Raw genomic sequence first — 13,275 nt, forward strand, 5'->3', positions numbered from 1 at the left:
TATCATTAAAACAGCCCGTTCAATTCACTTATCATTCGGGAAAGGCTGCCGGTCACTGGATGCTTTTAAGCATGTGTATGAAAAATTAGCTTATGAGTAGCTAAATAAAATGGTATTGAATGATTAACTTCTTCTCAGGCTAGGTTCTGCAGAATAGACTCGCTTGAAAAGAAGAAATTGTAGATAAAATGGCAATACGAAAATATTAACGCGCTATTTATGCTGAGCAGATATCAGAAAGGCAAGAATAATGGAGACTAACATCGTATTATTGGCATGACTAACAGTGTCTACAGAGAAGAAATGAGTTAATGCAATAAAATCACGGATTCAGGAGTAATACAAACATCGAGCGCCTCCGGGGTTATAGCTGAAATCGTTTGATCGCCTGATCCAGTTGGCTGGCGATTTTTTCAAGTCCTGCCGCTCGTTTGGCAGTGGTTTCAAACTCCGCCGCAACATCAGCCCCACTATCACTAATGGTTTGAGTTCGCCGGGTAATGTCCTCCGATACAACCTGCTGCTGATCTGTCGCTACCGATACCTGTCCATTGAGTTGACTAACTCTGGCGATGTAGGTGAGATATTCATGAAAAGTTTCGCTAATACTGTGTACCCGACTAGCTATCTCGTTCGCATTGTCAACACTGGTCGAGATTGAGTTTACTGCATCGCTGGAACCCGCCATGACGGCATCCACTTTCTGTCTAATTTCTTCAGTACTTGTCTGGGTTCTGCTTGCCAAAGTCCGGACTTCATCGGCAACCACGGCAAAGCCTCTACCTTGCTCGCCAGCCCGTGCTGCTTCTATTGCTGCATTTAGTGCCAGCAAATTTGTCTGTTCTGCAATGTTTCGAATCACATCCAGTATCTGCTCAATTCCCGCTACTTCACCGTGCAGTGTTTTAATGACATCGGTTGCCGATTGCATCGAGGCAGTCAGCTGCCCGCTGGACCCAACCGCTTCATCCACTGCCGCTTCAATATCGTGTGCCCGCTCTTCGCTTTGCGTCACTTCATCGGATGCCTCCCGTGTGTTCTGTGCGACCTCCCGAACACTGGCTGACATTTGCGTAATGGCGGTCGCAACCAGACTCAAGCCGTGACTCTGGTCATTTAACCGTGTTCTCACCGCATTCGTTGCAGTTGCAGAGTCAGTTGAAATAGTACTTATCTCGCGATTCAGTTCCGCAATCCTAACAATCATATCGCGAACGTTATGCACCAACTGCTCGGTCGACTGGAATATCTCCCCGATTTCATCATGAGCGTATTGGCCAACACCAACACTGAAATCACCGTTTCCTACTTGCTTCATATACTGGTTGAGGCGATTAATGGGCTGGCGCACACTTCTGATGACAACCCAGGTCACCACCAAGCACAAAAATAGAATCAATCCGGTAGCCATGATGACAATGCTGCGACCAACAGATACCTGTTCCAGTGCGTTGTTGCTGATACCAACAACAGCCGAATCCACCTTTGTGGATACCTCCTGAAGTTGGCTTCCTGCCTGCGCCAGTGTTATCTGAACCTGTTCTATCTTCACAGGTAACGTACTTCGGATCTCGACATAAAGGTTTTTTTGCTGAGCAATCAGTCCATCATTTGATGTTGCCAGACTCCCCAGTTGTGCGAGCAGTGGCTTGATACCTTCGTGATACTCGGCGAAGGCCGGGTCAGCATCTACCTGGTCAAAAATGTCGAATGTCAGCCGGGCGACACTGTCCAGAGTGTCTCGCAATTGCGTCTGTATCGATTCAACCAGCTCCAGACTGTCAGCCAGAGAAGCATTGATGGCGAGCAAGCTGGCGTTATCAAATAAGCGTTGCAGTCGAAATGCCAATGCCTTCGCATCAGCGCTGGTCATTTCGTTCAACGTTCGATTGAACACAGGACCCGCCTCTTCTTTCAGTACGCTGACTTCATCTCGCACCTCGCCAATTCGGGCTTCGGCATCGATAGAGCGCTCGTGCGTGTTCATATTCCGAACCACAGCCTCAAACTGCTGACCAGCCAGGGTAACCGCCGCCGTCAGTCGCTCTGCCAGATCTGGGTCGACGGTCAACAGCGGATACTCTGTTTCCAGTCGGACTGCCATCTGATTAAACGCTTCAATGTTGCTTTCAACCCGCGATCGAATTGACATCATCGTCTGTGACTCGCGGGCATTGTAATGCTCTGCTGCTCCAGTACTGATATCCTTCAACGTCAGTCTCGCATTGGCAAGAGCCTCTTTCACGGGCAACGCTTCTGATACCAAGCTATTCAAACCATTACTGGATTGCTCAAGACTAAAGAGACTAACCAGCATTATACCGACCACTCCCAACCCTACAGACCCGAAACCAAGGGTCAGACGACTGGCCAGGGTTAAGCGAAAAACCCTGATCAGTCGCTTGAGTCTTTCTTTAACCGACCTTACGGTAGGGCCATTATTAGTCTCAGCACCAGATCTGCTCATCGTGGTTAGTTACCAAATTGATTTTTATTATTGTAGCGCTGTAAACCGCGCTCATGCCTGATTGTGCTATATCAGCTTAACCCAAATATGAGTGTTTATTCACTTTGGATATATTCATTGTGGATGTCCTTTGATGAATCACATAATCTTTAGACACGCTTGCACCATTAGGTAATGCATTATTCAAACACACGAACTGGCCAAAGGGATTACCTTAAAGTCTCAGAATAGTGGCGTTCCAGAGTCAGCAACAATAAATAAAGTGGAGCAAAGTATGTTCTCAATAGACCCCATCCCGACGCGTAGAATATTCTCAGTCATACCACTCATTGCGGGTGTTTTTAGCATAGTGACGGGCTCGGTTAACGTGCATGCTGAAAGCCTGATTCGTATCGGGATCACTCAAAACAATGTAGGCGTTGACAGTTACCAGACCACGTACGAAAGTGCGTTCATTGAAGCCGCTTCGCAACGCAACGACCTCGACACTGTTGTTATGGATGCCGGTGGTGATGTTGCTCGCCAAATCGCCCAAATGCAGTACCTGATTCAACAACAAGTCGACGCCATAATTATCTGGCCAACAAACGGCCAGGCCGTAGTGCCCGTTGTTCGCCAGGCACAAGAGGCTGGCATTCCGGTTGTTGTTACCAACTCCAATATTGCAGACGAAGGTCAGGAGTACATCGAATCCTTTTCCGGGCCTAACAATATTCTGCAAGGAGAATATTCTGCTGAAATGATGTGTGATCAACTGGGCGGGGTGGGTCAGGTTGTTCAGATTACCGGTCAGCCCGGCTACACCACGTCCATCGAAAGACAGGTTGGTTTTGAAGAACGCTTGGCCGAAGTGTGCCCCGATGTAGAACTTATCGAAAGCCAGGCAGGCGACTGGAACCGGGAAAGGGCGCAACAGGTTATGAACAGCTTTCTTAACAAGTACACTAGCATTGATGCCGTTTATTCCGGTGACGACAACATGGGTCTTGGCGCACTGAATGCCGCCAAAGCAGCAGGCCGATCTCAAGACATAAAATTTTTTGGTGCCACTAACTTTGCCGTCGGATATGAAGCGATGGAACGTGGCGAATACCACGGATCGGTGTACCAATCACCTGCAGAAGATGCACGCAACGCACTGCGCACCGCACTCGCTGCGGCAAATGGTGAAACCGTTCCAAAGTACAATTACTTCGATACTCCAAAGATTACCCAGGAAAACATGGGAAACTTCGAAAAACCAGTATTCTGATAACCGACTGAATGACGCAAACAGTCATCGAGTTCTGCACATGGCTCACTGCCCACGGACTCATCCTTTACGCTGATTCGATAATCTTGCTATTAGCAGGCTGTTGAAATTTGTAGAATTTCGGCGGCCTGCTACCGGAATATGGACTTTCCGGTATGATCGATGACTGTTAAGTCATTAATATTGTAAGAGAAGCACAATCTCAATGCTTCGTTCTCGTGTTTTGGAAAAGGCAGCAAGCCTTTTTCCACAACTTGCTACCGTCGGAATCCTTTTCTTCGCACCCAAAAGATGAAAACGCTACGTGCCCGCCCAGTTGGTTGCGCTGTTGGCCGGAAGCGGACCCAGACATCCGGCAATATCGACCCTGGCCTGCGTCGCACCGGAACAGCACATCACGGGCTGGTTTGGAGTAGACTGTTCCTATCAACCATTCAACAAGGGAGCCTGCAATGATTCACAACCCGGAAAGCCGCATCACACTGCAACCGCATTCAGCCCGTGTAACCGTTCGACTGGGCGATGAGGTCATTGCTGAAACCGACCAGGCTGTGCAATTAAGCGAAACAGGCTATCCCGACCGGCAATACCTGCCAAGCGATGCCATCGTCGAGGGCACGCTGCGAAGGTCGGATACCCAAACTTACTGCCCGTTCAAGGGCCATGCAACCTATTACAACTATGTCTATGGCGACCGGGTTATAAAGGATTCAGTCTGGGTTTACGAACATCCTACGGATGCCATGACCGCCATTGCCGGGCGCATGGTATTTGATCCGGCCCACTTTGACGAGACCATCGAGACAACTCAGTAAATTGATCTGAGCCAATACGATGTTGCGAAGTAGTTACCCGAAGGATGACACAATGTCTGGCTTGCCGCCCATGGTGCACCACCCTGACTACAGCTTCCCGTTCCCGCCCGAGCACCGGTTCCCCATGGCCAAGTTCGGCCTGCTTGCAGACTATTTGCGCACCCGAGGCCTGTTGACCGCTGCCAATACCTACCGGCCGGGTCGCTGCCGCGACCACTGGCTCAAGCAAACCCACTGCCCGGAGTACCTCGACCGTTTTATCAACAATACCCTGTCGCGCGATGAACGCCGTCAGATGAACCTGCCCTGGAGCGATGGTTTGGTCAAGCGCACCCTGCTGGCCCCTTCCGGCACGGTGCTCGCAGCTCAGTTGGCGCTTCATCATGGGCTGGCCTGTCATCTCGCTGGCGGCACTCACCACGCCCATTACGATCACGCCTCCGGTTTCTGCATTTTGAATGACCTGGCCATTACCGCCCATGTCTTGTTGCGCCAGACGGGTGTAAAGCGGGTGCTGATTTTTGATTGCGATGTTCACCAGGGTGACGGCACAGCATCGTTGCTAAAAAATGAGCCTAATGCCTTCACCTGCTCCATTCACTGCGAAAACAATTTTCCGTTCACCAAGGCAACAAGCGATCTGGATGTTGGTCTGCCAGTTGGCATGAACGATGACGATTATCTGAGCGTTGTCGACAGAACACTCAACCGGCTGCTGGACACGTTCTCTCCGGATATTGTGCTTTACGATGCCGGCGTCGATGTGTTTTCAGGCGACCCGCTAGGGCGACTCAACATCACGGAAGGCGGTATCCGCCAACGCGACACGCAGGTACTTGGCACCCTGGTGCGTCGGGGTATTCCAGTAGCAACGGTTATTGGCGGTGGGTACGACGATGATCGCCAGGCGTTGGCGGCACGGCATGCCATTATCGCAGAGGCAGCCGTTGCTGTGATGAGATGACCGGGTTGCTGGTGCTTTTTGCTGTTGATGTGTTGAATCAGACCTGCTGACCTACACTGATCCATTCGCCCAGCCGTGCGAACCCAACGGATACCACCCGCTGAATTTGGCATATATATTAGAATTTGCTACTATTTAGCCTCAGTCAACCCGAAACAAGCAACCACTAGGGAGAACATCATGAGTTACACGCTAAACAGGCTGATCACGGACGCTGACTTTGAGCAGGTAGACGCCAGAACTCGCCAGGCCCTGGCAGATAATGGTTTTGGTGTGCTGACTGAGATCGATGTAAAAGCCACCATGAAGAAGAAACTCGACAAAGACATGAGCCCCTACCGCATTCTCGGAGCCTGCAACCCCACCATGGCTTATGAAGCGATCGGGATGGAGCCCCGAGCAGGTGCCATGCTGCCTTGCAATGTGATTCTGCGTCAAGTTGAGGGCGGCGTTGAAGTGAGTGCGATCGACCCTGTGGCATCCATGTCCGCAATCGACAACGATGCACTAAAAACCGTAGCTGCTGAGGTTCGTGATCTGCTGGCTAAAGCGGTTGAGGCGGTCTGATTCCAGCGCCCGAAAGGTGGCATTGAATCAACCTGGCCGCTTGAGTTCAGGCCGGGTCGAGTTCACTGCCCGTTCGCAACCGGAAACTGCCTTCGCCGAAGGCTATGAGCTTACCCTGCTCATCAAACACCTCACCGGTCGACATGAATGTCTTGCGCCCACCGCCGCGTACCCGGCCAATTACCGTCAGAGTTCCTTGCTGCACCGGGCTGACGAAGGTGGTGGTCATCGACAGGGTCACGGCTTTGCGCACCCACTGGGGGGCCGGGCTGTAAAGGCCGGCAAAGCTCATGGCGGTATCCAGTAGCGATGCCAACACCCCGCCGTGAACATAGTCACTGCGATTCAGGTGGTGATGCGTCAAAGCCAGCTCGATCTTAACCTCACCGGGCTGACGCTCTTTCACCTCCCAGCCAATGAGTGCCTGATATCCTGAGTAAGGTTGCTCGTCCGTCATTCAATGCCCTTCATTATTGGCCAGATCGCGCAGCCGGCCTTTGAGTATTTTACCGGTGGCTGTTGCCGGTAACTGGTCCATGATGTGGATCTGGCTGGGACGTTTATAAGGCGCCAGCTGATCAGCAATAAACTCATGTAACGTCTGCCCGGTAACGACCGAGCCCGGATCACATTGAACGTAAGCCACCACTTCCTCATTACCGGAAACCTGTCGTCCTACAACGGCCGACATGATCACATCGGGGTGACGGTTGAGCACAGCCTCCACATCGGGCGGGTAAATATTGAACCCCGAGCGAATGATCAGTTCCTTGCTGCGGCTGACTATGTACAACTGGCCCTGATCATCAACCCGCGCAATATCCCCGGTATTCAACCAGCCATCATCGGTCAGGCAAGCCGCCGTTACTTCTGGCTGACGATAATAGCCTAACATGACGTTGGGACCCCGCACCCACAGCTCCCCGGGTACACCCTCACCTGCCGGCTCATTGTGCGTGGCATTCTTGTCCAATGGTTGTATTCGATACTCCAGCATCGGCAGTACCGCACCGACGGTATTGTCCAGCGGTTGCTGGTCGATCCGGGTCTGACTGATGGTGGGGCTGGCTTCGGTCAGCCCATAGCCGTTGTGCAACGTCAGGTTGAATACCGATTCCACCCGCTGCTTGGTTTCCAGATCGAGCGGCGAACCACCCGCCGACATATAGACCAGCGACTCTTTTTTCAGCGGTGTCTGACGTGTACGCAAATGCTCCAGCATTTTGGCGTACATGGCCGGAACCCCCTGTAATACAGTAATGGATTCCTGTTCGAGTGCCTCGAAGACGGCACCGGGCGAAAACTTTGGCACAGCGTAATAGCAAGCTCCGTTATAGAGCGAGCCCATACACACCGACGACAAACCAAACACGTGCGACATGGGTAAAACACCGTAGACGCGCTGCCCTTCGGTCAGATGACGCATGCCCCCGGAAATAGAGGCAATGTAGAGAATTCCTCGGTGACTCAACATCACCCCTTTGGGCTGACCGGTTGTGCCAGAAGTGTATATCAAAGCCGCCAATTGACGATGACCTTCCCGATACACGGGGTCCGGCTCCACATTCTGAACTGAACTGATCATCAGTTCACCCAGACTGGCATGGGTAAGGCCCTGCGCCTGATGCCGGATGCCATGCTGCTCAGCTTCTAACGACACCGCTGCCGTGTAATAGATGCGTCTGGGCAAACAATCGAGCGCAATGGCATCCACTTCATTGGCGGATAAGCGAGGGTTAACGATGGCAACACTGGCATCCAGTTCGGTGGCGGCCAGCAACAGCACCACCAGTGCCCGGCAATTCTCGCTGACCGCCATGATGCGGTCACCCGGGCGAATACTCTGTTCTGTCAGCCAGGCTTTGGCCGAGGTTATCTCGGCTGACAGTTGCCGATAGTTCCAGCGCACAGTGCCTTCAACCAATGCGAGTTGTTCAGGAATGCGTCGCGCGTTATCGTGAATACGAGAACTGAGTCGATCGGGCAGCTCGGCGATCAGATCACTGGCCCAGCGGCCAAAAATCAGCTCATCCGGAGCAAGCCGGGAAGTAGACCAGTCCATCAGCTGGCATCCCGCACCATGTTGCGCGCAATCACCAGTTGCTGTATCTGGCTGGTGCCTTCGTAGATGCGGAACAACCGTACATCCCGGTAAAAGCGCTCAACTGCGTATTCCGCCATATAACCGGCACCGCCGTGAACCTGAACCGCCCGGTCAGCGACCCGCCCGACCATTTCCGAGCAAAACAGTTTACTGCAGGAAGCCAGGGTCGAGACATTCTCGCCCGCATCTTTGCGACGCGCACCGTCGAGCACCATGCATTCAGCGGCATAGGTTTCGGTTTTACTGTCGGCCAGCATGGCCTGAACCAGTTGCTGATCGGACAGCGGCACACCGAACTGCTTTCGCTCCATCGCATAGCGTACCGATTCATCGATTAGGCGATTCGCCACGCCGACACACACTGCGGCAATGTGCAGTCGGCCACGGTCCAGTACTTTCATGGCCGTTTTAAAACCCTGGCCTTCTTTAAGCCCAATGATATTGGCCGCAGGCACCCTGCAATCCTCAAAAATAATGTCGCAGGTATGGGAGCCTTTCTGCCCCATTTTTTTGTCGATAGCCCCGCGGGACAGGCCCGGAGAATTGCCCTCAACCACAAAAGCCGTGATGCCGCCCGCGCCTTTATTCGACGGATCGGTCCGCGCCATGACGGTGAACAAGTCGGCTTCAGGGCCATTGGTGATGTAGCGTTTTGTGCCGTTCAGGACATAGTGATCGCCATCGCGCACGGCCGTGGTTCTCAAACTGGCCGCATCTGAACCGGAATCGGGTTCGGTCAGACAAAACGCGCTGATGATGTCGCCGGTTGCCATACGAGGCACGTAGTAGGCTTTTTGCTCATCGGTGCCGTCAATCAGAATACCCTGGGCACCAATGCCGTTGTTGGTGCCAAAAATGGAGCGAAAGGCGGGTGATGTCTGCCCAATTTCCATCGCCACCCGAACTTCCTCTTCCATGGTTAGACCCAGACCGCCGTAGGCTTCCGGAATGGCCAACCCAAACAGGCCAATGTCTTTCATTTCCTGAACGATGTCAGCGGGCACCTGATCTGTCTCAGCCAGTACGGTTTCATTGGGAATCAGGCGTTCGCGCACAAATTTGCGCAGCGTGCTCAGTATTTGGTCCAGTGTTTCCTGGTCTCTGATCATGATCGATGTTCTCCGCGTGTCTTTTTGTTATTCCGCTATGCGGTATCTTCTTCCGCATATATTGCGTCGAACTTTTACATAGCCTAGGATGTCAGTCAATCATTAGAATCGAGTTTTTCAGAGCGGAACCCAACCACCGGTTCTGCCATAACAATAAAACGCACACATCACAGGAACTCCCGCTATGTCGAGTCAACACCCTACTGCGACGCCACCGTCGCTGACGTTCAAACGCCTGGGCATTGTCGGCACAGGCGCCATGGGCCGGGGCATCGCGCAAATTGCGGCCGAAGCCGGGCTTGAGGTGATCTTGTACGATCAGAATGCCCGGGCAACTGCGGCCGCCATCGACTTCGTCTCCAGCCTCTGGCAGAAAAAAGTGAGTAAAAACAAGCTGACGGAGGCAGATCACGACCGCTTGCTGTCTCATCTCATACCCGGGGCAGACCTCGCTGACCTGGCCAATTGCGACGTCATCATCGAGGCCATTGTTGAAAAAACAGAGGCCAAGCAAAGCCTGTTTTCAGAGCTGGAAGGGCTGGTCGGCAAGGACACCATTCTGGCAACCAACACTTCCTCGCTGTCGGTGACCGACATTGCCTCTGGCTGCAACCGGCCGGAGCAGGTGATCGGCTTTCATTTCTTCAACCCGGTGCCGCTGATGAAAATCGTGGAAGTGATTCCGGGCATCAAAACCGCACCCGAGGTGACCGGGCGCATGACGGCTCTGGGCCAGAAGCTTGGCCACTTCACCGCACAAACCACCGACACACCGGGGTTTCTGGTGAACCACGCTGGCCGGGCCTTCGGTACCGAAGCCTTGCGGATTCTATCGGAAGGCAGCGCCAGCTGTGCAGACATCGACCGCATCATGACCGACCAGGGCGGGTTCAGAATGGGCCCCTTCACCCTGATGGACCTGACCGGGCTCGACGTCTCCAGTGCGGTAATGGAATCCATCTACCACCAGTATTACCAGGAACCCCGCTACCGGCCAGCGCAACTGATTCGCCCCCGGGTCAGTGCCGGGTTACTGGGCCGAAAAACAAACGCCGGTTTTTACCCTTATGAAGACGGGCAACAAATCATGCCGGACGAAACGCCCATCGAACGCTCGGCGCCCTGCCCGGTCTGGATCAGCCCTGAGGATGAACCCAGTCATGCTTTGCTAACGTCCCTGGTCGAGGCCGCTGGCTGGCCGCTGGCAGAGACTTCACAGGACGCCCAGGCACTGTGCCTGGTCACACCCTGGGGTGAAGACGTCACCGACTGCGCACTGCGACAAGGCCTGCCACCGGCCCGGACTCTGGGTATCGATATGCTCGCGGGTCTCGACAAACGCCGCAGCGTGATGACCAGCCCGGCTACAGAGCCCACTTACACCCAAGCCGCCCTGACGCTGTTCAGTGAAGACGGCAGCGCCGTTACCCGCCTGAAAGACAGCCAGGGGTTCGTGTTGCAACGCATCATCGCCTGCATCGTCAACATCGGCTGCGATATGGCGCAACAGGGCATTGCACAGCCGGACACCATCAATCGGGCGGTCGAACTGGGCCTGGGCTACCCCAAAGGCCCGCTGGCGCTTGGCGACCATTTCGGCTCGGCCCGCATACTAGAGATACTGAACACCCTACTGAACGCTACCGGTGACCCACGCTATCGCCCAAGCCCCTGGCTGCGCCGTCGCGCCCAACTTGGCCTGCCACTGACGGCCGAAGAACGCTAATCGCCCTACTGACCGAGGTACATCATGCAAGACGCTTACATCTACGATGGAATTCGCACCCCCTTTGGCCGGTTTGGCGGACAATTGGCCAGCATGCGCCCAGACGACCTGCTCGGCCTGGCCATTGGCACCCTGGTGCAACGCAACCCCTTTAACCCCGGACACTTTGAAGACGTGGTGGCCGGCTGCACCAACCAGGCGGGCGAAGATTCCCGCAATGTCGCCCGCCATGCCGGGCTGTTGTCTGGCTTGCCGGTCTCGGTAGCCGGGCAAACCGTCAACCGTCTGTGTGGCAGTGGCCTGTCGGCCGTAATCGATGTCTCCCGCGCCATTCGCTGCGAAGAGGGCGGCCTGTACATCGCCGGGGGCGTAGAAAGCATGAGCCGCGCGCCTTATGTTCTGGCCAAAGCGGAAAGCCCCTATGCCCGCAACCAGACGATGTATGACACCGTTATTGGTGCGCGCTTTGCCAACCCCCGCATACAGGAGCAGTTCGGCCTCGACAGCATGCCGGAGACCGCCGATAACATCGCTTCCGACCTGGGCTTGCCCCGGGACCAGGCTGATGCTTTTGCAGCGCGTTCCCAGGCTCTCTATCAACAGGCATTGGCCCAGGGTTTCTACGACGGGGAACTGCTTGAAGTGGAAGTCAGTCAGGGTCGAAAAAAACCGGCCCTCAAGGTCTCACAGGATGAACACCCGCGCGCTGAAAGCACCGCCGACAAGCTGGCGAAACTGCCCCCTTTATTCACCGACGGTGTGGTCACCGCAGGTAATGCCTCCGGCATCAACGACGGCGCTGCCGCTTTGATTCTCGGCAGCAAACAGGCAGGCTCTGAGGCTGGCATCAAACCCCGTGGCCGTATTGTAAGCTGTGCGGTAGCCGGCGTTGAGCCCAGAGTGATGGGACTGGGCCCGGTGCCAGCTGCAAAAAAGGCGCTGGCACTGGCCGGTCTGACGCTGAACGATATGGACGTGATTGAAATCAACGAGGCGTTTGCGGTTCAGGTCATGGGCTGCGCCCAGCACCTCGGGCTGGCCTTTGATGATTCACGCCTGAATGCCCATGGCGGTGCCATTGCCATTGGACATCCGCTCGGTGCCTCCGGGGCCCGACTGGCGTTGACGGCACTGAGACACCTTGAAGTACAGCAAACCCGATACGCCCTGGTCACCCTATGCATTGGGGTGGGTCAGGGAATTGCTGTGATCATTGAGCGCTGTCGCTGATGTCACCCAACACTGGCTGAGTTACCATGAGTGGTAATGGGCCGCGCCGAATGCCGGTAGTGCCTCTGTGGGGTCGGCGTAGATCCGTCCATGGAGCCTAGGCCGCAGCATCCCTGCTGCGGACTACCCCACAGAGGCACTACCGGCACCCGCCGCTCGTCAAATCAGCAAGCCTCGGATCCTGAGTCAATATCTACAGAGTGATGCCTTCACATGCAGGACGATCAACCCGAAGAAAAAGATCGTAATTTTGTCACCGCCCTGGCACGCGGACTTGAATTGTTGCGCGCCTTTGAAGCGGGTGAAACCTATCTGGGCAATGGTGAATTGTCCAAGCGCACAGGGATTCCAAAACCCAGTGTGTCCCGTCTGACCTATACCCTCACGCAACTGGGTTACCTCAAATACAACAGCCACCTGGAAAAGTACCAGCTCGGACCCGGTGTGTTGGCACTCGGTTACCGGTTCTTCGCCAGCCATGGCATTCGCCAACTGGCGCGGCCTTATATGCAGGAACTGGCCAACTCGACCGATTGCGCCATTGCGCTGGGTGATGTGGACCGAAGCGCCATCACCTATGTAGAGGTGTGTCAGGGTACGGGTCCACTGGTCATGCGACTAGAAGCGGGTTCACGTTTGCCGGTTGTCTCAACGGCGATTGGCCGCGCCTGGTTGTGTGGCGTCAGCGAGCAACGCCGAGCTGCCTTTCTGAAGCAGTTAAAAACAGCAGACCCGAAGCAATGGGATGCAGCACAGGCTGTGATTAACAAGAGCCTGGATGATTATCAGCGTTACGGTTTTGTGTTTTCCGAAGGGGATTGGGAACACGAAATCAGCGCCGTTGCTGTGCCTTTGATTCTTGAGGGCGGCTCTGAAGTCATGGCAATTAACTGCGGTGGTGCGTCACTCAGGCTGACCCATGACATCCTGATTGAAAAGCTCGGCCCGCGACTAAAACGCCTGGCCAGCACCATTCAGAATGAACTGAAACACGGATAAAACAATGACCGCGCAGCAAGCGGCTGTGCGGTCATTGCATCG

General features: G+C 54.4%; 11 protein-coding genes. 7 read left to right on the plus strand and 4 right to left on the minus strand.

Features of this window, described 5'->3' with window-relative positions:
- Positions 1-364: 364 nt before the first annotated feature.
- Entirely contained in the window at positions 365-2,317 is a 1,953-nt protein-coding gene (locus G565_RS0107395; protein WP_028670357.1) for a methyl-accepting chemotaxis protein, read from the minus strand.
- 424 nt (positions 2,318-2,741) lie between these two features.
- Here G565_RS0107395 and G565_RS0107400 point away from each other — a divergent pair, with 424 nt between their 5' ends.
- From G565_RS0107400 to G565_RS0107415, 4 genes are all read left to right on the plus strand, one after another.
- Positions 2,742-3,719, plus strand: coding sequence for a sugar ABC transporter substrate-binding protein (locus G565_RS0107400; RefSeq protein ID WP_084649273.1), 978 nt, complete (start codon positions 2,742-2,744; stop codon positions 3,717-3,719).
- A 452-nt stretch (positions 3,720-4,171) separates the two neighbouring features.
- The gene (locus G565_RS23360) at positions 4,172-4,534 is read left to right on the plus strand and encodes a DUF427 domain-containing protein (RefSeq protein WP_037338192.1); all 363 of its coding nucleotides are present in this window, start codon (positions 4,172-4,174) and stop codon (positions 4,532-4,534) included.
- Positions 4,535-4,586: 52 nt separating this feature from the next.
- A complete protein-coding gene (locus tag G565_RS0107410; protein ID WP_028670359.1) occupies positions 4,587-5,498 on the plus strand; it encodes a histone deacetylase family protein in 912 nt (303 codons plus the stop codon).
- A gap of 180 nt (positions 5,499-5,678) precedes the next feature.
- Positions 5,679-6,065, plus strand: coding sequence for a DUF302 domain-containing protein (locus G565_RS0107415; RefSeq protein WP_028670360.1), 387 nt, complete (start codon positions 5,679-5,681; stop codon positions 6,063-6,065).
- A 46-nt stretch (positions 6,066-6,111) separates the two neighbouring features.
- Here G565_RS0107415 and G565_RS0107420 read toward each other — a convergent pair whose 3' ends face one another.
- The 3 genes from G565_RS0107420 to G565_RS0107430 are packed head-to-tail and all read right to left on the minus strand — an operon-like array spanning position 6,112 to position 9,278.
- A complete protein-coding gene (locus G565_RS0107420) occupies positions 6,112-6,522 on the minus strand; it encodes a PaaI family thioesterase (RefSeq protein WP_028670361.1) in 411 nt (136 codons plus the stop codon).
- The gene (locus G565_RS0107425) at positions 6,523-8,127 is read right to left on the minus strand and encodes a class I adenylate-forming enzyme family protein (RefSeq protein WP_028670362.1); all 1,605 of its coding nucleotides are present in this window, start codon (positions 8,125-8,127) and stop codon (positions 6,523-6,525) included.
- On the minus strand, positions 8,127-9,278 hold the full coding sequence (locus G565_RS0107430; protein WP_028670363.1) for an acyl-CoA dehydrogenase family protein: 1,152 nt from the start codon (positions 9,276-9,278) through the stop codon (positions 8,127-8,129). Before G565_RS0107430 ends, G565_RS0107425 begins: the two co-directional genes overlap by 1 nt.
- Before the next feature lie 184 nt (positions 9,279-9,462).
- Here G565_RS0107430 and G565_RS0107435 point away from each other — a divergent pair, with 184 nt between their 5' ends.
- The 3 genes from G565_RS0107435 (at position 9,463) to G565_RS0107445 (ending at position 13,233) form a co-directional block, all read left to right on the plus strand.
- Positions 9,463-11,004 carry a 3-hydroxyacyl-CoA dehydrogenase gene (locus G565_RS0107435; protein ID WP_028670364.1) on the plus strand — a complete coding sequence of 514 codons (1,542 nt, stop codon included), beginning with the start codon at positions 9,463-9,465 and terminating at the stop codon, positions 11,002-11,004.
- A gap of 24 nt (positions 11,005-11,028) precedes the next feature.
- On the plus strand, positions 11,029-12,234 hold the full coding sequence (locus G565_RS0107440; RefSeq protein WP_028670365.1) for a 3-oxoadipyl-CoA thiolase: 1,206 nt from the start codon (positions 11,029-11,031) through the stop codon (positions 12,232-12,234).
- A gap of 213 nt (positions 12,235-12,447) precedes the next feature.
- Entirely contained in the window at positions 12,448-13,233 is a 786-nt protein-coding gene (locus tag G565_RS0107445) for an IclR family transcriptional regulator (protein WP_028670366.1), read from the plus strand.
- The last annotated feature ends 42 nt before the right edge of the window (positions 13,234-13,275 follow it).

It is taken from the genome of Saccharospirillum impatiens DSM 12546 (assembly GCF_000423605.1).
GTDB classification, from domain to species: domain Bacteria; phylum Pseudomonadota; class Gammaproteobacteria; order Pseudomonadales; family Natronospirillaceae; genus Saccharospirillum; species Saccharospirillum impatiens.